Genomic DNA, 20,487 nt, shown 5'->3' on the forward strand with positions numbered 1-20,487 from the left:
TTACATACGCAGTGCATGATTATTTACATACGACGCGTATGAATGTAGCCTCTTATTCATACGCCCTGTATGTATTGTCATGGCGCCCCGTGCGCCAGGCAAGTCGCTGCCTTGGAGAACCTGATGGCCACCCCCTATCGCGACCTGTTCGCGACCCCCGGCACCGCCGGCCTCGCCCTGGCCGGGCTGCTGGCACGCCTGCCGCTGCCGATGACCGGTATCGGCATCATCACCTTGCTGTCCCAGCTGCGCGGCAGCTATGCACTGGCCGGTGCGGTGTCGGCCACCTTCGTGCTGACCTATGCGTTGCTGTCGCCGCAGGTGTCGCGCTGGGTCGACCGGCGCGGGCAGGGCAGGGTACTGCCATGGGCCACTGCGGCCAGTGCGGCCGGTCTGCTGTTGCTGCTCGCGTGCACGCTGCTGGCCGCGCCGGACTGGACGCTGTTCGTTGCGGCGATGCTGGCCGGCTGCATGCCCAGCGTGTCGGCGATGGTGCGAGCGCGCTGGACCGCGACCCATCGCGGACGACCACAGCTGCAGACCGCGTATTCGCTGGAGACCGTGTTCGACGAGGTGACCTTCATCGCCGGGCCACCGTTGTCCGTCGGATTGTCGGTGGCGGTATGGCCACAGGCTGGCGTACTGGCGGCCGCCCTGCTGCTGGTGGCCGGCGTCGCCGCACTGGTGCTGCAGCGGGGCACCGAGCCGCCGATACAGCACTACGAAGGTGCAGCATCCTCGCACTCGCTGCTGCGGCAACCGGAGATCCGCCTGCTGGCGTTGCTGATGCTGGCGATGGGCGTGATCGTCGGCACCGTCGACATCACCAGCGTGGCATTGGCCGAGCTGCGCGGACAGCCACTAGCTGCCAGCTGGGTGCTGTCGGCCTACGCGCTGGGCAGCTGCGCGGCGGGCCTGCTGTTTGGTGCCCTGAAGCTGCCGATGCCGCTGCCGCGCCTGTTGCTGGCCGGAGCAGCGGCCACCGCATTGACCACGTTGCCGCTGCTGTGGGTCGGCAGTCTGCCGGCACTGGCCGCTGCGGTACTGCTGGCCGGGGTGTTCTTCGCGCCGACGATGATCGTGGCGATGTCGCTGGTTGAACAACGCGTGCCCGAAGCACGCCTGACCGAAGGCATGACGTGGCTGCTGGCCGGCCTCAACATCGGCGTGGCGCTGGGCGCGGCGCTGTCTGGACAGAGCGTCGATGCGGCGGGCGTGCGCAGCGGTTTTGTGGTTGCGCTGGCGGCAGGCGGTGGCGTGCTGCTGTTCGCCTTGCTCGTGCAACGTGCGCTGCGCCCGTCTGCCGCGTCCACATCTCCTGAAGGAATCATTCCGTGAGCGCTTCATCGCCTGCGCATGCCGCGTCTGTGCCCCGCCATCCGTGGTGGGCGGTCTCCGCCGTCGGCCTCGCCACGTTCTCGGTGGTCACCACCGAAATGCTGCCGGTCGGCCTGCTGACTCCCATCGCCGAAGATCTCGGCGCGTCCACCGGCACCGCCGGTCTGATGATCTCACTGCCCGCCCTGCTGGCGGCAGTGTTCGCCCCGCTTGCGGTGATCGCAGCCGGTGGCATCGATCGTCGCCGCATCCTGTGTGCGCTGTTGGGCCTGCTGCTGGTCGCCAACCTTGCGTCGGCGCTGGCACCTGGCATCGGCTGGCTGTTGGCCGCGCGTGTGCTGGTGGGGTTCTGCATGGGCGGCATCTGGACCATTGCCGGTGGGCTGGCAGCGCGCCTGGTACCTGCGCAGCGCATCGGTCTGGCCACCTCGATCATCTTCGGAGGCGTGGCCGCAGCTTCGGTGCTCGGCGTTCCGTTGGGCGCGCTGATCGGGGATGCATTGGGCTGGCGCAGCGCGTTCGTGGCGATGACGTTGTTCAGTGCGGCGGTGATGCTGCTGCATCTGCGGGTGGTTCCCGCGTTGCCGGTCAGCACATCGGTGCGGCCGCGGCAGTTCGTGCAGCAGCTTGGCCAGCGCAACCTGCGGCGTGGCCTGTGGCTGACCGGGCTGCTGGTGTCCGGGCACTTCATCGCCTTCACGTACGTGCGGCCGCTGCTGACGTCCGTATCGGGCGTGGATGCGTCGTGGATAGGTGCACTGCTGTTTGGGTACGGCCTGGCTGGCATCGCCGGCAACTTCATCGCCGGGCCGCTGGCTGCGCGCCATCCACGGGGCATGCTGCTGGCGATAGCCTCGGGCCTGCTGCTGACGCCTCTGCTGTTCCTGTGGGTGGGAAATACGCCCTCCGCAGGTACTGCGGTGCTGCTGCTGTGGGGTCTGGCCTATGGCGGTGTATCGGTGGGCCTGATGAGCTGGATGATGAAGGCGGTGCCGCAGGCCGTGGAGATCGCCACCGCGTTGTATGTGGCGGTATTCAACATCGGCATCGCAATGGGTGCGTGGGGTGGTGGCCGCCTGCTGGATGGCGTGGGCCTGCATGCGAATCTGTGGGCTGCGGCGGTGTTGGCTGGGAGTGCCCTGCTGATGGCTGCCATCACCCGCAGGTAGATCCACGCCATGCGTGGATTCCTACCCCGTGCCGACCAAGGTCGGCACCCACCAGAGCGGAGTATGTGCCGACGAAGGTTGGCCGCTACCCGGAAATGAAACGGGCGCCTTGCGGCGCCCGTTCCGGTTACATCACCACACCTTGACCCGCTTGTCCGGGGCCAGGTACAGCTTCTGGCCTTCCTTCACTTCGAACGCCGGGTACCAGGCGTCGATGTTGCGCACGGTCAATGCGCGGAACTGGCCCGGGGCATGCACATCGGTCAGCAGCGAATTGCGCAGCGCCTGCTCGCGGCTCTTGCTGCGCCACGCCTGGGCGAAGCCGAGGAAGAAGCGCTGGTCCGGGCTGAAGCCTTCCAGGGTCTGGCCCGGCTTGCCCTGCAGCGACAGCTGGTAGGCATCGTAGGCGGTACCCAGGCCAGCCACGTCGGCGATGTTCTCGCCCAGGGTCAGCTTGCCGTTCACGTGCACGCCGGGGAACGGCTCGTAGCTGCTGAACTGCGCGGCCAGCGCATCACCGGCGGCGTTGAACTGCTTCAGGTCCTCGGCGGTCCACCAGTTGTGCAGCTTGCCGGTCTCATCGAACAGCGCGCCGGCGTTGTCGAAGCCGTGGCTGATCTCGTGGCCGATCACCGCACCGATCGCACCGTAGTTCACCGCGTCATCGGCAGCGCCGTCGAAGAACGGCGGCTGCAGGATCGCGGCCGGGAACACCAGGCGGTTCTCCAGCGGCACGTTCATCGCATTGATGGTCTGCGGCAGCATCGCCCACTCGCTGTGGTCGACCGGCTTGCCCAGCTTGGCGATGTTGCGCTGGTACTCGAACAGCTCGGCGCGCTGTGCATTGCCCAGCGGGTCATCACGGCGGATCTCCAGGCCGGTGTAGTCGCGCCACTTCTCCGGATAGCCCATGCCCACGGTCAGGCCCGTGACCTTGGCCTTGGCATGCGCCTTGGTCTGCGGCGACATCCACGACAGCGCGTCGATGCGCTTGGCAAAAGCGGCGATGATGTTCTTCGCCATCTCGTCCGCACGCTCCTTGGTCCTGGCGTCGAAGTGCTTTTCGACGTAGCGCTTGCCGATCGCTTCGCCGACGGCATGGTTGGCATCGTCCACCGCGCGCTTCCAGCGGTCGCTCTGCTGCGGCGTGCCGCTCAGCGCGGTGCCATGGAAGGCGAACCGGGCATCGGCGAACTTCTTCGGCAGGTAGGCGGCGGCACGGTCCAGCGCGTGGAACGCCAGGTAGTCCTTCCAGGCGTCCAGCGGCTCGGTGGCGACCAGCCTGGACAGGCCGGCCACGGCCTTGGGCTGCCACACGATGAAGTCCTGCTGGTTGCCCAGCGCCGCCGCATCGAGGAAGGCGTTCCAGTCCAGGCCCGGCGCCTTCGCATTGAAGTCGGCCTGGGTCCAGGGGTTGGCGCCCTTGGTCACGTCGTTGGTTTCTTCCTGGGTGGCATGTGCTTGCGCGATCTTCGTTTCCAGCGCGAGGATGCGCTGCGCCTTGCCGGCCGGGTCGGCGACGCCGGCCAGCTGCAGCATCTGTGCGATGTAGGCCTGGTACTGCTTGCGCAGTTCGGCCATGCGGCCATCGCCCAGGTAGAAATCGCGGTCGGGCATGCCCAGGCCGCCCTGCACCAGGTACGGCGCGGTGCGATCCGGCTGCAGCATGTCCACCGACACCCACAGGCCGAACAGGCGGTCGGTGTAGAAGTTGGTGGCGTTGAGCAGGTCGACGTCGGCGCGCAGGTCGCCGCCGAGTGCGCGGGCCAGCCCGGCCTTGTCGGCGATCGCATCGATGGCCTTCAGCTGCGGCTGCACCGGCGCCAGACCGTGCTGCTCGATGCCGGCTTCGTCCATGTAGGCGGCGTAGTAGTCGCCGATCAGCTTGTCGTCGCCGCTGGCCTGGGTGTTGCCGGCGGCCCCTTCCAGGATGGCGCGGGTGTCGGCCAGGGTCTTCTCGGCAATGACATTGAAGCTGCCGAAGCGCGAGCGGTCGGCCGGAATCTCGGTGTTCTTCACCCAGGTGCCGTTGGCGAAGCCGAAGAAGTCGTCGCCGGCGGCGATGCTGCGGTCCATGCCGCTGGCATCGAAGCCGAAACTGCCCAGCATCGGCTTGGCCGCAGCGGGGGCGGCATCGGCCGGCGCGGTGGCACCGACGGCCGGGTCGGCCGGGCGGTCACAGGCGGCCAGGGACAGGCTGGCAACAATGGCCAGCGCCAGGGTGGGACGGCGCAGCTTGGACATGGACTTCTCTTGCAGCGGAAAACCCCAAGTCTAATCCGCTCCGGCGCCACTGGCCGCCCCCCTGCGGGGCCCGCCCTGTGCAGGATCTGGCTGAACGTGCGGATGCGATCTTCACGCCGTCACCGGGGTGGTGCATGCTGGACCCTCGAGCCCTGCGCGGACACGGGGAGGTGGCCATGCAGGACGGGGTCAGGCGTCAAGAATGGCGTCCGCCGGCCGTTGAGGTCGGGGACGTGGAGGATTCGTTCGCGCATGAAGCCAGCCGACTGCACAAGGAACATCAACCGATGCCCGCGCTGAAACGGGCGTTGGCCCGGCCGCTGCGCGCCATCACCTGGGGCGGTGTGCTGCTGGGCGTACTGCTGGTGACCGGTCTGGCCCTCATGCTGGTCAACGACCACCACCGCCGCCTGGAAGCGGCGCAGCGGCAGAGCCGCGCGCTGGCGGTGGGCAGCGAGCGCCTGCTGGCGCTGGAGCTGCGCAACCTGGAGCGGGCCATGACCGGCATCGCCGCCGACGCCGCGGAACTGTTCCGCAGCGTGCCGGCACAGGCGCCGGCCTTGCTGGATGCCTCCATCGGCGGCGTGCTGGGCCGGCACGCCGAACTGCACAGCATCGTGGTGCTCGACAGCTATGGCCGCGCATTGACGGCCGGCAAGGGCGACCTGCAGTTGCCGTTGTGGACCGATCCGCAACGGCGCGGCTCGGGCAGCGCGCTGTACATCGGCCCGCCGCAGCGTGCCAGCGACGGGGGCTGGGTGGTCCCGCTGGCGCTGCCGATGGCCGATGGGCGCTGGCTGCTGGCACGGCTGCGCTGTGGCGAACTGCAGCGCATCGTCGGCGGCCTGGATGTCGGTCCCAACGGATTGGTCTCGATCAGCGATGCCCAGGGCTACATGCTGGCCCGCGTACCCGATCCGCATGGCACGGTGGGCCGCCGCTACGACCTGCCGCGCCGGGACCTGCTCGGCACGCAGGCAGTGGTCGAGCTGGGCAGCATGCCCGGCGTCGTCGACGGCGTGCCGCGCATCCTCACCATCAGCACGCTCGAACGCAGCCCGCTGGCGGTGCAGGTCGGCCTGGCCGACGAAGATGTACTCGCACCGTGGTGGCCGTACCTGAAGGCGTCGGTGGCGATCGTACTGGCCTACATCGCGGTGTTGCTGGTACTGCTGTACGCCGTGCGCCGCAGCACCCGCAGCCAGCAGGCGATGGCCGAGGAACTGAAGACGGGCCACGCCGAGCTGCGCCTGGCGCACCAGGTCGGGCGTGTCTGCACCTGGTACGTGGATGAGGACGCCGCGCTGCTGCGCTGGTCGCCGCTGGCCCGCGAGATCTTTGGGGTACAGACCGACGCCTTGCCGGTCGCGGACTTCTTCGCGCGCGTGCATCGCGATGATGCCGCGCGCCTGCAGCAGGCCTTTGACCAGGCCTTCGCCGGCAGCGCTGTGCTCGACCAGGTGTTCCGCCTGGTGCTTCCCGGGGGCGAGGTGCGCTGGGTCGGCGCGCGCGGGCAGCGGGTGGAAGTGGCCGACAGCGAGCGGCGCATGATCGGTGCGCTGACCGACCTGAGCGAACGCTATCAGGCGCGCGAGCAGATGAGCGAAGTGGAACGCCGCTTCCGCCTGCTGTTCGACCGCAATCCGGCACCGTTCTGGGTGTTCGACCCGGATACGCTGCGCTTCATCGAGGTCAACGACGCTGCAGTGCGCCAGTACGGCTACAGCCGCGACGAGTTCCTGGCGATGAGCATCCTCGACATCCGCCCGCGCGAAGGCTGGGACGAAGTGCGTGGTGCCATCCAGCGGGCGCAGGTGGGCGATCCCCCCGACGCGACCGTCCGCCTGCACCGGCGCAAGGACGGCAGTGTGTTCGAGGTGCGCGCACACCTGTCCAAGCTCGACTTCGACGGGCAGCCCGCGTGCCTGGTGCTGGCCGAGGATGTCAGCGAGCGGCTGGCCTACGAGCGCGACCTGGCCTATCAGGCACGGCACAACCCGGCCACCGGCCTGCTCAATGTGCGCGCCCTGACCGAACAGCTGGACGAGCAGGAGGAGGGCTACACCATCGCCTTCGTGCAGCTGCGCGGGCTGCAGCTGGTGGCCGATACGCTGGGCCGCGAGATCGGCGATGCGGTGCTGCAGTCGATGGCGACCCGGCTCGGGGGCCTGGGCGCACGCTGTGGCACGCTGGCGTTCCAGCCGGCCGAGGATTTCGTCTTCGCCATCGGTGCCGAGCACGATACCCAGCGCGTGCTGGACGACCTGCTGCAGATCGTGTCGGCGCCGATGCGCGGCAAGGACTCGCTGCACCAGTTCGAGCCGCGCATCGGCGTGGCCGTGCACATCGCTGGTGACGGGCACACGGCCGAGCAGGTGATCGGCATGGCCGCGCAGGCCGCGCATGCGGCGCGCGCCGAGGGCAACGTGGTGGTCTGGTTCGACGCGGCCGTGACCACGCGCCTGGCCGACCGCCTGCGCCTGGCCGGGCGCATCCATGCCGCCATCGACAACGAATTCCAGCTGTATTTCCAGCCGATCCGGCATGCCGGCGATGGCAGCCCGGCAGCGCTGGAGGCACTGCTGCGCTGGCCGCAGGCCGATGGCAGCTTCATCCCGCCCAACGAGTTCATCCAGCTGTGCGAGGACACCGGGTTGATCCTGGCACTGGGCCGCTGGGTGATCCGCGCGGCGGCGAAGGCGCAGCGCCGTCTGGTCGAGGCCGGGTGGGGTGAGTTGCCGATCGCGGTCAACGTGTCGGCGGTTCAGTTCTTCAACAGCGACCTGGTGGCCGAATTCACCCGTGCCCAGCAGGATTTCGGCCTGGCCCGTGGCGCGCTGCACGTGGAGCTGACCGAGAGCAGCCTGATGCGCAAGCCGGCACAGGCGATGCAGACCATGCAGCGCCTGCACGAGCAGGGCATCCGCGTGTCGCTGGATGATTTCGGCACCGGCTATTCCAGCATGTCCTACCTGCAGCACCTGCCGCTGGACATCCTGAAGATCGACCGCAGCTTCGTCGCCGACGTGGAAACCAATCCACGCAATGCCTCGATCTGCCGCGCGCTGCTGTCGCTGGGCCACAGCATGGGCCTGACCATCATCGCTGAAGGCGTGGAGACGCCGGGGCAGCTGGACTGGCTGGCTGCGCATGGCTGTGACCAGGTGCAGGGCTACCTGTTGGGGCGGCCGGCGCCGCTGGAACAGATCATCGACGCGCTGGATGAGGTCCCCGCCTGATCGGGTTTCGTATGTGCCGGCCAGCGGCCGGCACTACCCGACCGAAGCACGACGGGGCTTCGTATGTGCCGGCCAGCGGCCGGCACTACCCGACCGAAGCATGACGGGGTTTCGTATGTGCCGGCCAGCGGCCGGCACTACCCGACCGAAGCATGACGGGGTTTCGTATGTGCCGGCCGGCGGCCGGCACTACCGGCAAGCGCCAGACTCGGCTACACCCCGGTATCCACCAGATGGTCGATGAAACTGCGCACCTTCGGTGCCAGGTGGCTGCGGCTGGTATAGACCGCGAAGATGCCGATCGGCGAGGCCTCCCATTCCGGCAGCACGCGCACCAGGCGGCCATCGGCCAGCGCGTCTTCCAGCAGGAAGTCGGGCTGCAGGATGACGCCCATGCCGGCGATCGCCGCTTCACGCAGCACGTCGCCGTTGTTGGCGTGCAGCAGGCTGTTCACCGCTACTTTCACTTCGCCGCCCGGCCCCTGCAGCGGCCAGTGGTCACCGGCGGCCCAGTAGCTGTAGCCCAGGCACGCGTGCGCCTGCAGGTCCTGCGGGGTCTGCGGGGCGCCGCGTGCGGCCAGGTAGGCCGGCGCGGCGCACAGGCTCACCCGCGATTCGCCCAGGCGGCGGGCGATCAGGGTGGGGCCCGGCTCGCGGGTGATGCGGATGGCCACGTCGTAGCCTTCCTCGACCATGTCCACCAGGCGGTCGGACAGGGCCAGGTCCAGTTCCACCTGCGGAAAGCGTTCGCGGTAACTGGCCAGCAGTGGACCGAGGCGGGCGATGCCCCAACTGACCGGTGCATTGATGCGCAGCATGCCGGAGGGCTCCAGCGCCTGCGCGCCGATGCTGGCCTCCAGCGCGTCGAACTCGGCCAGCAGGCGCACGCATTGGGCGTAGTAGGCGGCGCCGGTGCTGGTGGGGCTGACCCGCCGCGTGGTGCGATGGAGCAGGCGGGTGGACAGGCGCTTTTCCAGTGCGGCGACCTGGCGGGTAACGCCGGCGGTGGACATGTCCAGGGCCTGGGCGGCGGCGCTGAAGCCGTTGCGCTCGACCACCGCCACGAACACGCGCATCGCCTCAAGGGTGTCCATTGTTGCGCCTTCTGAAATAAATACGGTCAATCGATCGTATTTATCGGCCTGTGAAGGCGCAATAACCTGAGCCCACTCCCTTCAAGGTGCTTTCCGATGCACGCCACGACCGCTCCTGTTTCGCCGCTGGCCCCGTATGGCGCCACCCTGCTGCGCCTGGCCCTGGGCATGCTGTTCCTGGTCCATGCGCTGACCAAGCTGCTGGTATTCACCCCGGCTGGCACGGCAGCGTTCTTCGAGTCGCTGGGCCTGCCCGGCGTGCTCGGCTACCTCACCCTCGGCGTCGAGCTGGCGATCACTGTCGCGCTCCTGCTGGGCATCTATGCGCGCTGGGTGGGCCTGGTCGGCGTGCCGCTGCTGCTGGGCACCATCGTCACCGTGCACGGCGCCAACGGCTTTGGTTTCGCCAATGCCGGCGGCGGCTGGGAATACCCGGCGTTCTGGGCGCTGGCGCTGGTGGTGCTGTTCCTGGTCGGCGATGGCAAGTGGACCCTGCGTTCGCGCTGATCGCCGCCTGATCCTGCAACTGGAGAATTCCATGTCCCGCCTGCCTTCGCTGTACATCTCCCATGGTTCGCCGATGACCGCCCTGCATCCGGGCCAGGTCGGTGTGCGCCTGGCCGAGCTGGCGCGCGACCTGCCGCCGCCGCGCGCCATCGTGATGGCCTCGGCGCACTGGCTGGGCCGGCAGCCGCTGGTCGGCGCACATCCGCAGCCGCCGACGATCCACGACTTTGGTGGCTTCCCGCGCGTGCTGTTCGAACTGCAATACCCGGCGCCGGGTGATCCGGCACTGGCCGAAGAAGTGGCCGGCCGCATCGCCGCCGCAGGCCTGCCAGTGGCCATCGACCCGCAGCGTGGGCTCGACCACGGCGCGTGGGTACCGCTGCGGCTGTTGCGCCCGCAGGCCGACATCCCGGTCGTGCCGGTGTCGATCCAGCCGCTGCTCGGCCCCGAGCATCAGTTTGCGCTGGGCCGCGCGCTGGCACCACTGCGCGAACAAGGCGTGCTGCTGGTCGGCTCGGGCAGCATCACCCACAACCTGCACGACTGGGGCGACTACCAGGACGGCAAGGAAGCGCCATACGTGCGGCCCTTCATCGAGTGGGTGGAGCAGCGGCTGGCCGCTGATGACCGCCAAGCGCTGTTCGATTACCGCCGGCAGGCCCCGTTCGCCGAGCGTGCGCACCCGACCGACGAGCACCTGCTGCCGCTGTTCTTCGCGATGGGAGCGGCCGGCGAGGGCGGTTTCGGCGCACGCCGCATCGACGCCGGCATCGATGCCGGCTTCCTGGCCATGGATCTATACCGGTTCGACGGGGCATGAGCCGGGGCTGACGCGCGGCGGCCCCGGCCGTCGCGGTCAGGGCCGCATGTGGTAGTTTTTTCCGGGTTTCCGGCGCTGGCCCTCGTGCCTCCCCACGCGCCGCTTCCTGGAAGAAGCATGCATACCATTGAAGTCGTCCTGGCGATGCTGGTGGCCGTTGTCGCCAGCGGCTACCTGGTTCGCGTCCTCCCGTTCTCGCTGCCGTTGCCGCTGGTGCAGATCGGCCTGGGCGCGGTGATCGCCGGCGTGTTCAACCGCGGCCATGCGTTGGAGCCGGAAGTGTTCTTCCTGCTGTTCCTGCCGCCGCTGCTGTTCCTGGACGGCTGGCGCATTCCCAAGCAGGGCCTGTTCCGCGACAAGGGCGCGATCCTCGAACTGGCGTTCGGCCTGGTGGTGTTCACTGTGATCGGCGCCGGCCTGCTGATCCACTGGATGATTCCGGTGATGCCGCTGGCAGTGTGCTTCGCGCTGGCGGCCATCGTCTCGCCGACCGACCCGGTGGCGGTCGGGGCGATCGCCTCCAAGGCACCGATCCCGAAGCGCCTGATGCACATCCTGGAAGGCGAGTCGCTGCTCAACGATGCGTCCGGCCTGGTCTGCTTCCGTTTCGCGGTGGCCGCGGTGATGACCGGCTCCTTCTCGCTGGCCACGGCCTCGCTGACCTTCCTGTGGGTGGCGGTGGCCGGCCTTGCCGTGGGCGTGGCGGTCACCCTCGGCGTGTCCACCTTCCAGCGCTGGTTGTGGCGCCGCTTCGGCGAAGAGCCGGGTGCGGCGATGCTGGTCAACCTGCTGATTCCGTTCGCGGCCTACCTGCTCGCCGAAGAAATCCATGCCTCGGGCATCCTCGCTGCGGTCGCCGCCGGTATCGCGATGAGCTACGTCGAGCTGACCGGCCGTGTCTCCGGCAGCATGCGCGTGCAGCGCGCGGGCGTCTGGAACATGCTGCAGTTCAGCTTCAACGGCATCATGTTCGTGTTGCTGGGCGAGCAGCTGCCGGGCATCGTCGAGCGCGCCACCACCACCATGAACGAGTCCGGCCACCAGAGTGCATGGTGGCTGCTGGTATACGTGGTGGTGATCAACCTGGCGCTGATCCTGCTGCGCCTGCTGTGGGTATGGCTGTCGCTGCGCTGGAACCTGCTGCGCGCGCGCCGCCGTGGCCTGGAGCGGGGCGAGGCGCCGAACTGGCGCATCGTGGTGGCGACCTCGGTGGCTGGTGTGCGCGGCGCGATCACCCTGGCCGGTGTGTTGACCCTGCCGCTGTTCCTGCCCGATGGCAGTGCGTTCCCGGCGCGCGACCTGGTGATCTTTCTGGCCGCGGCGGTGATCCTGTTCTCGCTGATCGGCGCCAGCGTGGCGCTGCCGCAGCTGCTGAAGGGCCTGCAGCTGCCAGCCGATTCGGGCGAGCGCAAGGAAGAGGACCTGGCACGCAAGCTGTCCTCCAAGGCCGCGCTGGCCGGGGTCGAACGCATGCGCCAGCAGCTGGTGATGAACCAGAACACCGAGAACGTGCAGCTGTACAACGATGCTGCCTCGCGGGTGAGCCTGCTGTACCAGCGGCACTTGGAGAAAGACAACGACGGCCCCGACGTGGACCCGGAGAAGGTGCGGCGCATGGAGCTGGGCTACCGCCAGCTGCGCAGCGCGGGCCTCAATGCCGAGCGCGAGGAACTGTTCCGGTTGACCCGGCGCGGGGTGATCTCCGATGAGATCTCGCGGCGCCTGATCCGCAACCTGGACCTGCTGGAATCGCGCAAGCGCGAATGACGCCTGGGACCGGGCGTTGCTGACGCTGACGCCTATTCCGCCCTGCCATGTAGAGCCGAGCCCGTGCTCGGCTGCGCTTGCTTCAGGCGTCATGAACCCGGAACGAAAAGCAGCCGAGCACGGGCTCGGCTCTACATGCCGGTGCCGGTTATTCCGGCTTCTGGTCCAGGAAATACACCTCGACCTTGCCCTTGACCTTGATGGTCATCGGATTGCCGCGGCGGTCGCGGGCCTTGCCGGCCTGCACGCGGATCCAGCCTTCGCTGACCGAGTATTCCTCGACGTTGTCGCGCTCGACGTCGTTGAAACGCACGCCAACGCCGCGCTCCAGCGCCTGTGCATCATGGAAGGGGCTGGCCGGGTTGATCGCCAGGTGGTCGGGAGGGGTATCGCTCATCGCTTCATTCACAGTGACGGCCACCAAGGCCGGCTTCAGCGGCACAGGATAAACCGTAGAATGCGGGCCTGCCCCAGAGGACGTTCCGCCATGCCCGACAACAGCGACTATTTCGACTTCGAGGAAGACATCCACGACTTCGACGAGGAGGGCTTCGAGGCGCGGGTCTGGAACCTGCTGGTGCTGATCAACCCGGGCGACGAAGAGCTGGCCCTGCAGCAGTTCAACCGCTGGCGCGAGCACCTGTCCGAGGACGGGCAGCCGCTGGAAGCGGACAGCGACTGGCTGCCGGCCCTGTTCACGGCCATCGCCTGGCAGTCCGGTTTCGATGTGGAGCGCGATGACCTGGAATCGCTGCAGTCGGCGGTGAACGAGCTGTCGGCGCGCTTCAACCTGCAACTGGACTGGGGCGGCGACCTGGACGACGAGGACTTCGCCGAGGGCCTGGACGGCGTGCAGCTGATGTCCACCGCCTTCGACCGCCTGCGCGAGCACAACTACACGCTGTGGAGCGTGGATGCCGGCAGCGACGGCTTCACCGGCGTGATGGCGCTGACCCGCGACGACGACGCGATGCTGGCGCTGTGCTCGCTGCTGAACGTGGAAATCCGGCTGGGCAGCGACCCGTTCTGAGCGATGGGCCGATCCGCCGGGCACGACCCGGCGGGGACGATCTGCTGGGCGCGGCCTACGGCCGGTACTGCGCCCTGGCGTTGGCAATCACCGCTTTGACCAGCTCGCGGTCGGTGTGCCGGGAAATCGCCCGCGCACCGAGCGCTATTGCCTGTGCGCGCAGCTCGGCAGTGACGTCGTAGTGAGCACCGCTGGCCTTGTTCTGGAAGGCCCGCGGGGGAATGCCGAGCTGCGCCGCCATCGCGTGCAGCTCGGCCAGGGTGTCGGCCATCAGGTGCGCCCAGCGCTGTCCGCGCCAGGGATGCACCGCGTCATCGACGTAGACCGTCACCGCCGCGGCCGGTTCAGGCCTGCGGCTTGCTGTCGCTGTCAGCGGCCGGGGCGGCCTCGGCAGCGGCTTCTTCGGCCGCGTCGCCTTCGACGGCTTCGCCTTCTTCGCCCTCAGCGGCGTCGACGCCTTCGAATTCGGCAACCAGCTTGTCCAGGTATTCGTCAGCGGTCTGCTCGGATTCGGCAGCCAGGGTGTCCAGCAGCTTCTGCAGCAGTTCCGAGTACTCCAGGTTGACCTTGCGGCCTTCCTTTTCCTGCACGTTGGACAGGTGCTTGAGCATGGCCAGCATCGGCACCGGGTTTTCGGCGTTGCCCATGGTCTGGCCGCCGATGGCCAGCAGCCACTCACGGCCCTGCAGGCCGATGGCCGCTACCACCTGGCCGTCTTCGTTGGTCAGCACGGCATGGTTCTGCACCTGCTGCTGGGCATTCAGGCGGAGGAACGGGCGCTTGGCCTGCTGCTTCTTGCGCTTGTCGCGCTTGGCCTTGGAGTTCTGGGACATGGGGTGGGGTCACCTGGAAACGGAAAGACCGCCATTGTACCGGCCGCACACAGGCGGGGTCAGATCCCTTTCCATGGGAAAGGGATCTGACCCCGGTTCAATGTGCCACGGGCGCGGCCTCACCTTGCGCGGCCTGCACGTCCGGGTCGGCGGTCGGCGCCGACAGTCCCACCTGCGGGCCGGCACCGGCCAGGGCGGCCGCTTCGGCGGCCTGGGTCATCACCACGATGCTGATGCGGCGGTTGATCGGGTTCTGCGGGTCGGCCTTGTCGAACAGCACCGACGAAGACAGGCCGACCACGCGGGTGATCTTGCTGTCCTCCAGGCCACCGTCCACCAGCGCACGCCGTGCGGCGTTGGCACGATCGGCGCTCAGCTCCCAGTTGCCGTAGCCGCGCTCGGCCGAATAGGCGGTGATGTCGGTGTGGCCGGTCAGGCTGATCCGGTTCGGCACGTGGTTCAGGTAGTTGGCCAGCTCGTGCAGGATCTGCTGCGTATACGGCTTCAGCGTAGCGCTGCCGAGGTCGAACATCGGCCGGTTCTGCTTGTCCACGATCTGGATGCGCAGGCCTTCCGGGGTCAGGTCCAGCAGCAGCTGGTCCTTGAACGGCTCCAGTGCCTGGCTCCTGCTGATCGCTTCCTGCAGTTCCTTCATCAACGCTTCCAGCTGCTGCTTGTCGCGCTGCTGCTGGTCCACCGGCTGCGGCACCGCTTCCTTCTGGTTCTGGAAGGGATCGTTGCTGCTGCCGCGCGAGATGTCGGTGGCACCACCCAGCTTGATCATCGAGGTGCTGGCGCCGCCCGGGCCGGCCATGCCGGGCGCCGGCGTGGCGTTCTGCCCGCTCAGCGGGCTGGGGTTGCGGAAGTACTCGGAAATGGCCGCACGGTCGTTCTTGTTGGTGGTGGCCATCAGCCACAGCACCAGGAAGAACGCCATCATCGCGGTCACGAAGTCAGCATAGGCCACCTTCCACGAACCGCCATGATGGGCGGCGTGGCCGGCCTTCTTGACCCGGCGGACGATGACAGTGGGCTTGGTCTCGGCCATGGTTTACTTGACCGTCTTCAGGTGCTGCTCGAAATCGGAGAAGGCCGGGCGCACGTTCGACGGCAGCGTCTTGCGGGCGAATTCCAGCGCGATCTTCGGGTTGTAGCCGCGCAGGCAGGCCAGCAGGGCGGTCTTGACCGATTCATAGATGCGGCTGTCCTGCTCGGCGCGTGCCTCCATTGCTGCCGCCATCGGGCCGACGAAGCCGTAGCCCAGCAGGATGCCGAGGAAGGTACCGACCAGCGCGCCGGCCACGTGGCCACCGACCTCGACGATGTCACCGCCGATCGAGCCCATGGTGATGACGATGCCGAGCACCGCCGCGACGATGCCGAAACCGGGCAGTCCGTCGGCGACCTTGGTCAGCACCTGCGACGGCGCCATGGCCTCGGCGTGGTGCTTTTCCAGTTCCAGCTCCAGCAGCGGCTCCAGCTCGTGCGGCTCGATGTTGCTGCCGATCATCAGGCGCAGGCAGTCGGTGATGAAGTCGATCAGGTGGTGGTCGGCCTGCACCTTGGGGTAGTTGGCGAACAGGGCGCTCTCGGCCGGCCGCTCGACATGGTCTTCCAGGGCCATGAAGCCTTCGCGGCGGGCCTTGTTGAGCAGTTCATAGAGCAGGCTGAGGACATCGATGTAGTCCTGCTGCTTGTAGCGCGGGCCCTTGAACACGCCGACCATGGCCTGCAGGGTCTGCTTGACCGTCTTGGCCGGGGTGCCGACCAGGAACGCACCCAGTGCGGCACCGCCGATGATGACCAGCTCGTAGGGCTGCCAGAGGGCACCCAGGCGGCCGTGGGCACCGAGGTAGCCCCCGATCACGCTGATGATGACGACCAGGAATCCAACGATGATGAGCATGGGGCGACGCAAGGAGAGGGGATATCTCCTTGTCGGCCCGTCACCCGGTTTTCTGAAGAGGGAATTCTGTGAAATCGGTCAGCGGGGTGTTTCAGCCCGCCACACCGCTTTCCGCGCCGCCACGCTGCAACGGGTCGGGCCAGGGCTCGCCATTGCCGGTGAACGAAAGTGAGACGGAGTTCAGGCAGTGGCGCTCGTAGGTGGGCGGCGGACCATCCGGGAACACGTGGCCGAGGTGGCTGCCGCAGCGCGCGCAGGTGATCTCGGTGCGCACCATGCCATGGCTGGTATCGCGGATCTCGCGCACGTGCGCCGGGTCGAACGGGGCGAAGAAGCTGGGCCAGCCGGTGCCGGAATCGAACTTGGTGCTGGAGCGGAACAGCGGCAGCGCGCACAGCCGGCAGCAGTAGACGCCCTCGCGCTTGTTGTCCAGGAACACGCCGCAGAACGGCGCTTCGGTACCGTGCTGCAGCAGCACGCGGCGCTCTTCGCTGCTGAGGCCGGCGATCAGCGCCTCGGTCTGGGTGGCAGTGGGGGGCGTCAGGTCGAAGGCAGTCATGCCGGCTCTCCGTGGGGTCGATGGCCTGGGGATGCCGGAAAACGTGGGGGTGCCGGCGCGCGCTTGCAAGTGTGACGGCCGTTCATGGGCGGCACACAGGCGCAGGCGCAAGGTAAATGCGATCCACGCCGGAGCGTGCCATGAAACCGACCCTTCCCCTGCTGCTGATGGCCCTGTTGCCCACGTTGGCGCTGGCCCAGGTGCCTGCTGCCGACCCGACGGTCACCCGCAGCGCGACCACCGTGGCTCCGGCGCCGGTGGTACCGCCGCCGCAGGCCGCACGCCCGCAGCCGCAGGTGCTGCCGTCGCCGCAGCCGGCGCAGCCGATCAGGTCCACGGGTCCTGCCCGGATTGCGCCCACCCCGGCGCCGAGGCCGGCCGACAAGGTCTATGACCGCAATGGCCGCATCGTGCCTGGCGTGCGCCCGGCTGGCCCGAACCGGGTGTTCGATTCGCGTACCGGCCGCTATTACGACAGCGTGCCGGCCGGCGATGGGCAGCAGATCAAGCGCTGACCTCGGATGCCAGGCAAGGGTGGCAGCTTCCACACACTGCACGGCCTGAACGCACGAAAACAACATCCTGCCGATCACTGCTTTTTCGCCTGCGATTAACCGTGCCGGGACCACCGTGGCCCTGCGCCGGCATTCCGCCGCCGCATGTCCTTTGTCCACTGGATCGCGATCATGAAAAACCAGCAGAACCGTCATCCCGGCAAGGAACCGCAGGGCCGCAACCCGCAGCAACAGCAGCAACAACAGATGGAACCGCAGCAGCCGCACAAGGGTGGCAAGCAGCAGGAACAGCGCTCGCAGAAGCATCCGCAGCAGCGCTGACTGGCGACATGACCGGGGTCAGAGCCCGCTGCGCGGGATCTGACCCCTTGCCTGACCCCGACCGGGGCCGGATCCCGCAACGCGGGCTCTGACCCCAACCTGCGACCGCCTCAATCCGGAATCGGCAGGCTCAGCGTTTCCTTCACTTCTTCCATCACGATGTAGCTTTTGGATTCACGCACATGCGGCAGTGTCAGCAAGGTGCTGCCGAGCAGCTTGCGGTAGGAGGCCATCTCACTGATCCGTGCCTTCAGCAGGTAATCGAAGTCGCCCGAGACCAGATGGCACTCGAGCACATTGGGCAGCTTCAGGGCGGCGCGCCGGAACTCTTCGAAGATGTCACCGGACTTGTAGGCCAGGCTGATCTCTACGAATACCAGCAGGCTGGCCTTCACCGCCGCCGGGTCCAGGTGGGCGTGGTAGCCGGTGATCACCGCTTCGCGCTCGAGCCGGCGCACGCGCTCGGTGCACGGGGTGGTCGACAGGCCGACCCGCTCACCCAGTTCGGTGAAGGAAATACGGCCCTCCGCCTGCAGGATGCGCAGGATCTTGCGGTCGATCTTGTCCAGTTCGCGGGTACGGGTGGCCATGGCCGTCAACCTTGGGGAATGAATTGCAGGAGAACATCCTGCCGATTGATTTCAAATCAGGCAAATCAACTGGGATTGGCTGTCTATACTTCCCCAATTATGGTCCCGGCACGCTCCAGTGCAGGGAATGATCGGGTTGGAGAAGTCCCATGCGAGTCCTAGTTCTCGGCAGCGGCGTGATCGGCACCACCAGTGCCTGGTACCTGCGACAGGCCGGGTTTGAAGTCACGGTCATCGACCGCCAACCCGGCCCGGCGCTGGAAACCAGCTTCGCCAATGCCGGCCAGCTGTCGTTCGGCTACACCTCGCCGTGGGCCGCCCCGGGCGTGCCGAAGAAGGCCATCGGCTGGCTGTTCGAGAAGCATGCGCCGCTGGCGATCAAGCCGGGCATGGACCTGGCCCAGTACCGCTGGCTGTGGCAGATGCTGCGCAACTGCACCCACGAGCGCTACGCGATCAACAAGGCGCGCATGGTGCGCATGTCCGAGTACAGCCGCGACTGCCTGAACGAGCTGCGCGCGCAGATCGGCATCGAGTTCGAAGGCCGCGACCTGGGCACCACGCAGCTGTTCCGCACCCAGCAGCAGCTGGATGCCTCTGCGCAGGACATCGAGATCCTGGCCCAGTACGGCGTGCCGTACGAGGTGCTGGACCGCGCCGGCATCATCCAGGCCGAACCGGCCCTGGCCCATGTCGACGGCCTGGTCGGCGCGCTGCGCCTGCCGCGTGACCAGACCGGCGACTGCCAGCTGTTCACCCGGCGCCTGGCGCAGATGTGCGTGGATGCCGGTGTCGAGTTCCGCTTCGACCAGGACATCACCGGCCTCGAGTTCGAGGGCGACCGCATCACCGGCGTGCGCATCGACGGCAAGCGGGAAACCGCCGACCGCTTCGTGGTCGCGCTCGGCAGCTATTCGCCGGCGCTGGTCGCACCGCTGGGCATGCGCCTGCCGGTGTACCCGCTGAAGGGCTATTCGCTGACCCTGCCGATCACCGACCCGGCGATGGCGCCGACCTCGACCATCCTCGACGAGAGCTACAAGGTGGCGGTCACCCGCTTCGACGACCGCATCCGCGTCGGTGGCATGGCCGAAGTGGCCGGTTTCGACCTGTCGCTGTCGCAGCGTCGTCGCGAGACCCTGGAGCTGGTGGTCAGCGACCTCTACCCGAAGGGCGGCGACCTGTCGCGCGCACAGTTCTGGACAGGCCTGCGCCCGGCCACGCCGGACGGCACGCCGGTGATCGGCGCCACGCCGTTCCGCAACCTGTACCTCAACACCGGCCACGGCACCCTGGGCTGGACCATGGCCTGCGGCTCGGGCCGTTACCTGGCCGACCTGATGAGCGCGCGCCAGCCGCAGATCAGCACCGAAGGCCTGGATATTTTCCGCTACGGCCAGTACGGTCACGCCCCGCAACATGAGAACCGCACATGCGTCCTGCCCGCGCGCTGATCGATCTGGGCGCCCTGCGCAGCAATTACCGGCTTGCCCGTGAACTGGGCGGTGGCAAGGCCCTGGCGATCATCAAGGCCGATGCCTATGGCCATGGCGCGGTGCGCTGTGCACAGGCGCTCGAAGGCGAGGCTGATGGTTTCGGCGTGGCCACCATCGAAGAGGCGCTGGAACTGCGCCAGGCCGGGATCCGTGCGCCGATCCTGCTGCTGGAAGGCATCTTCGAACCCAGTGACATGGCGCTGGTGGCCGAGCACGATTTCTGGTTCGCGGTGGGCTCGCCGTGGCAGCTGGAAGCGCTGGTTGCATTCGACAGCCCGCGCCCGCTGACCGTGTGGCTGAAGCTGGACAGCGGCATGCATCGCCTCGGCCTGGACGTGGACAGCTTCCGCGCCGCGCATGCACGCCTGTCGGCGCTGCCGCAGGTCGAGCGCATCGTGCTGATGACCCACCTGGCGCGTGCCGACGAGCTGGACAGCGAACGCACCCATGAACAGGCGGCGACCTTCGCGCGCGCCATCGACGGCCTGGACGGCGAGACCAGCGTGTGCAATTCGCCGGCACTGCTGGGCTGGCCGGATGTACGCAGCGACTGGGTGCGCCCGGGCCTGATGCTGTACGGCGCCAATCCGCTGCCGGACAACACCGCGCTGACCGAGCGCCTGCGCCCGGTGATGACGATGCAGTCGAAGGTGATTGCCGAGCGATGGATCGAGGCCGGTGAGCCGGTGGGCTATGGCGCACGCTTCGTGGCCAAGGCGCGCACCCGCGTGGGCGTGGTCGCGCTTGGCTATGCCGACGGTTATCCGCAGTTCGCCCCCAACGGCACGCCGGTACTGATCGATGGCCAGCCCGGCGTACTGATCGGGCGCGTGTCGATGGACATGCTGACGGTGGACCTGACCGCGCATGCGCAGGCCGGCATCGGCAGTGTGGTGGAACTGTGGGGTTCTGCGCCGACGCTGTCGGAACTGGCGCCGCGCTGCGGCGTGAGTGCCTACCAGCTGCCGTGCGCGGTCAAGCGCGTGGCGAAAGTCTACGTGTAGAGCCGAGCCCGCGCTCGGCTCTGGTAGAAGCCTACCCTGGTCGGCACCGTGCAAT

General features: G+C 67.8%; 20 protein-coding genes. 11 read left to right on the top strand and 9 right to left on the bottom strand.

What is annotated here, in order from left to right; all coding sequences use genetic code 11:
* Window positions 1-123: 123 nt before the first annotated feature.
* Together AC5P7A_RS06580 and AC5P7A_RS06585 are read left to right on the top strand one after the other, a co-directional pair.
* Entirely contained in the window at window positions 124-1,338 is a 1,215-nt protein-coding gene (locus AC5P7A_RS06580; RefSeq protein ID WP_075076164.1) for an MFS transporter, read from the top strand.
* Window positions 1,335-2,507 carry an MFS transporter gene (locus tag AC5P7A_RS06585; protein WP_495219975.1) on the top strand — a complete coding sequence of 391 codons (1,173 nt, stop codon included), beginning with the start codon at window positions 1,335-1,337 and terminating at the stop codon, window positions 2,505-2,507. Before AC5P7A_RS06580 ends, AC5P7A_RS06585 begins: the two co-directional genes overlap by 4 nt.
* A gap of 132 nt (window positions 2,508-2,639) precedes the next feature.
* Here AC5P7A_RS06585 and AC5P7A_RS06590 read toward each other — a convergent pair whose 3' ends face one another.
* Complete coding sequence (locus tag AC5P7A_RS06590) at window positions 2,640-4,751, bottom strand: M13 family metallopeptidase (protein WP_032959257.1); 2,112 nt, start codon at window positions 4,749-4,751, stop codon at window positions 2,640-2,642.
* 176 nt (window positions 4,752-4,927) lie between these two features.
* Between AC5P7A_RS06590 and AC5P7A_RS06595 the strand changes: the two genes are divergently transcribed.
* Window positions 4,928-7,990, top strand: a complete 3,063-nt coding sequence (locus AC5P7A_RS06595) for a bifunctional diguanylate cyclase/phosphodiesterase (protein WP_046428611.1) — start codon at window positions 4,928-4,930, stop codon at window positions 7,988-7,990.
* A 212-nt stretch (window positions 7,991-8,202) separates the two neighbouring features.
* Here the strand turns inward: AC5P7A_RS06595 and AC5P7A_RS06600 are convergent, their stop codons facing one another.
* The gene (locus tag AC5P7A_RS06600; protein WP_049408296.1) at window positions 8,203-9,084 is read right to left on the bottom strand and encodes a LysR family transcriptional regulator; all 882 of its coding nucleotides are present in this window, start codon (window positions 9,082-9,084) and stop codon (window positions 8,203-8,205) included.
* A gap of 96 nt (window positions 9,085-9,180) precedes the next feature.
* Between AC5P7A_RS06600 and AC5P7A_RS06605 the strand changes: the two genes are divergently transcribed.
* The 3 genes from AC5P7A_RS06605 to AC5P7A_RS06615 all read left to right on the top strand — a co-directional run bounded on the left by AC5P7A_RS06605 (window position 9,181) and on the right by AC5P7A_RS06615 (window position 12,178).
* Window positions 9,181-9,591, top strand: coding sequence for a DoxX family protein (locus AC5P7A_RS06605; protein WP_180835812.1), 411 nt, complete (start codon window positions 9,181-9,183; stop codon window positions 9,589-9,591).
* Between the two features lie 31 nt (window positions 9,592-9,622).
* On the top strand, window positions 9,623-10,411 hold the full coding sequence (locus tag AC5P7A_RS06610) for a dioxygenase family protein (RefSeq protein ID WP_180835813.1): 789 nt from the start codon (window positions 9,623-9,625) through the stop codon (window positions 10,409-10,411).
* Between the two features lie 117 nt (window positions 10,412-10,528).
* Entirely contained in the window at window positions 10,529-12,178 is a 1,650-nt protein-coding gene (locus tag AC5P7A_RS06615; RefSeq protein WP_014645794.1) for a Na+/H+ antiporter, read from the top strand.
* 148 nt (window positions 12,179-12,326) lie between these two features.
* Here AC5P7A_RS06615 and AC5P7A_RS06620 read toward each other — a convergent pair whose 3' ends face one another.
* A complete protein-coding gene (locus AC5P7A_RS06620) occupies window positions 12,327-12,575 on the bottom strand; it encodes a DUF3297 family protein (protein WP_005415112.1) in 249 nt (82 codons plus the stop codon).
* A 90-nt stretch (window positions 12,576-12,665) separates the two neighbouring features.
* Here AC5P7A_RS06620 and AC5P7A_RS06625 point away from each other — a divergent pair, with 90 nt between their 5' ends.
* On the top strand, window positions 12,666-13,208 hold the full coding sequence (locus AC5P7A_RS06625; RefSeq protein ID WP_032959249.1) for a DUF6630 family protein: 543 nt from the start codon (window positions 12,666-12,668) through the stop codon (window positions 13,206-13,208).
* A 55-nt stretch (window positions 13,209-13,263) separates the two neighbouring features.
* On the opposite strand, the gene AC5P7A_RS06630 is transcribed toward AC5P7A_RS06625, so the two are convergent.
* From AC5P7A_RS06630 to msrB, 5 genes are all read right to left on the bottom strand, one after another.
* Window positions 13,264-13,539, bottom strand: coding sequence for a DUF4031 domain-containing protein (locus AC5P7A_RS06630; protein WP_046428626.1), 276 nt, complete (start codon window positions 13,537-13,539; stop codon window positions 13,264-13,266).
* 13 nt (window positions 13,540-13,552) lie between these two features.
* The gene (locus AC5P7A_RS06635) at window positions 13,553-14,041 is read right to left on the bottom strand and encodes a hypothetical protein (protein ID WP_046428629.1); all 489 of its coding nucleotides are present in this window, start codon (window positions 14,039-14,041) and stop codon (window positions 13,553-13,555) included.
* A 97-nt stretch (window positions 14,042-14,138) separates the two neighbouring features.
* Complete coding sequence (gene motB, locus AC5P7A_RS06640; protein ID WP_046428632.1) at window positions 14,139-15,089, bottom strand: flagellar motor protein MotB; 951 nt, start codon at window positions 15,087-15,089, stop codon at window positions 14,139-14,141.
* A 3-nt stretch (window positions 15,090-15,092) separates the two neighbouring features.
* On the bottom strand, window positions 15,093-15,947 hold the full coding sequence (gene motA, locus AC5P7A_RS06645; RefSeq protein ID WP_014645799.1) for a flagellar motor stator protein MotA: 855 nt from the start codon (window positions 15,945-15,947) through the stop codon (window positions 15,093-15,095).
* Window positions 15,948-16,038: 91 nt separating this feature from the next.
* Window positions 16,039-16,506 (bottom strand): peptide-methionine (R)-S-oxide reductase MsrB, encoded by a 468-nt coding sequence (gene msrB, locus AC5P7A_RS06650; protein WP_005415117.1) that lies wholly within the window; start codon window positions 16,504-16,506, stop codon window positions 16,039-16,041.
* A 140-nt stretch (window positions 16,507-16,646) separates the two neighbouring features.
* On the opposite strand from msrB, the gene AC5P7A_RS06655 reads away from it, so the two are divergent.
* Window positions 16,647-17,021, top strand: a complete 375-nt coding sequence (locus tag AC5P7A_RS06655; protein WP_014645801.1) for a hypothetical protein — start codon at window positions 16,647-16,649, stop codon at window positions 17,019-17,021.
* A gap of 144 nt (window positions 17,022-17,165) precedes the next feature.
* Window positions 17,166-17,342, top strand: a complete 177-nt coding sequence (locus AC5P7A_RS06660; RefSeq protein ID WP_049441350.1) for a hypothetical protein — start codon at window positions 17,166-17,168, stop codon at window positions 17,340-17,342.
* Between the two features lie 110 nt (window positions 17,343-17,452).
* On the opposite strand, the gene AC5P7A_RS06665 is transcribed toward AC5P7A_RS06660, so the two are convergent.
* Window positions 17,453-17,932 (bottom strand): Lrp/AsnC ligand binding domain-containing protein, encoded by a 480-nt coding sequence (locus AC5P7A_RS06665; protein ID WP_004140558.1) that lies wholly within the window; start codon window positions 17,930-17,932, stop codon window positions 17,453-17,455.
* Between the two features lie 149 nt (window positions 17,933-18,081).
* Between AC5P7A_RS06665 and AC5P7A_RS06670 the strand changes: the two genes are divergently transcribed.
* Window positions 18,082-19,386: a D-amino acid dehydrogenase gene (locus AC5P7A_RS06670; protein ID WP_032959242.1), complete on the top strand. Its 1,305-nt coding sequence runs from the start codon at window positions 18,082-18,084 to the stop codon at window positions 19,384-19,386.
* Entirely contained in the window at window positions 19,365-20,432 is a 1,068-nt protein-coding gene (alr, locus tag AC5P7A_RS06675) for an alanine racemase (protein ID WP_014645804.1), read from the top strand. Before AC5P7A_RS06670 ends, alr begins: the two co-directional genes overlap by 22 nt.
* Window positions 20,433-20,487: the final 55 nt, after the last annotated feature.

It is taken from the genome of Stenotrophomonas sp. YJH_SMC_65, assembly GCF_059369475.1.

Excerpts from the sequence above, each read along its gene's own strand:
- AC5P7A_RS06580 (WP_075076164.1), top strand. The coding sequence starts at position 124 with ATGGCCACCCCCTATCGCGACCTGTTCGCGACCCCCGGCACCGCCGGC.
- AC5P7A_RS06590 (WP_032959257.1), bottom strand. The coding sequence starts at position 4,751 with ATGTCCAAGCTGCGCCGTCCCACCCTGGCGCTGGCCATTGTTGCCAGC.
- AC5P7A_RS06595 (WP_046428611.1), top strand. The coding sequence starts at position 4,928 with ATGCAGGACGGGGTCAGGCGTCAAGAATGGCGTCCGCCGGCCGTTGAG.
- AC5P7A_RS06600 (WP_049408296.1), bottom strand. The coding sequence starts at position 9,084 with ATGGACACCCTTGAGGCGATGCGCGTGTTCGTGGCGGTGGTCGAGCGC.
- AC5P7A_RS06605 (WP_180835812.1), top strand. The coding sequence starts at position 9,181 with ATGCACGCCACGACCGCTCCTGTTTCGCCGCTGGCCCCGTATGGCGCC.
- AC5P7A_RS06610 (WP_180835813.1), top strand. The coding sequence starts at position 9,623 with ATGTCCCGCCTGCCTTCGCTGTACATCTCCCATGGTTCGCCGATGACC.
- AC5P7A_RS06615 (WP_014645794.1), top strand. The coding sequence starts at position 10,529 with ATGCATACCATTGAAGTCGTCCTGGCGATGCTGGTGGCCGTTGTCGCC.
- AC5P7A_RS06620 (WP_005415112.1), bottom strand. The coding sequence starts at position 12,575 with ATGAGCGATACCCCTCCCGACCACCTGGCGATCAACCCGGCCAGCCCC.
- AC5P7A_RS06625 (WP_032959249.1), top strand. The coding sequence starts at position 12,666 with ATGCCCGACAACAGCGACTATTTCGACTTCGAGGAAGACATCCACGAC.
- AC5P7A_RS06635 (WP_046428629.1), bottom strand. The coding sequence starts at position 14,041 with ATGTCCCAGAACTCCAAGGCCAAGCGCGACAAGCGCAAGAAGCAGCAG.
- motB (WP_046428632.1), bottom strand. The coding sequence starts at position 15,089 with ATGGCCGAGACCAAGCCCACTGTCATCGTCCGCCGGGTCAAGAAGGCC.
- motA (WP_014645799.1), bottom strand. The coding sequence starts at position 15,947 with ATGCTCATCATCGTTGGATTCCTGGTCGTCATCATCAGCGTGATCGGG.
- msrB (WP_005415117.1), bottom strand. The coding sequence starts at position 16,506 with ATGACTGCCTTCGACCTGACGCCCCCCACTGCCACCCAGACCGAGGCG.
- AC5P7A_RS06655 (WP_014645801.1), top strand. The coding sequence starts at position 16,647 with ATGAAACCGACCCTTCCCCTGCTGCTGATGGCCCTGTTGCCCACGTTG.
- AC5P7A_RS06660 (WP_049441350.1), top strand. The coding sequence starts at position 17,166 with ATGTCCTTTGTCCACTGGATCGCGATCATGAAAAACCAGCAGAACCGT.
- AC5P7A_RS06665 (WP_004140558.1), bottom strand. The coding sequence starts at position 17,932 with ATGGCCACCCGTACCCGCGAACTGGACAAGATCGACCGCAAGATCCTG.
- AC5P7A_RS06670 (WP_032959242.1), top strand. The coding sequence starts at position 18,082 with ATGCGAGTCCTAGTTCTCGGCAGCGGCGTGATCGGCACCACCAGTGCC.
- alr (WP_014645804.1), top strand. The coding sequence starts at position 19,365 with ATGCGTCCTGCCCGCGCGCTGATCGATCTGGGCGCCCTGCGCAGCAAT.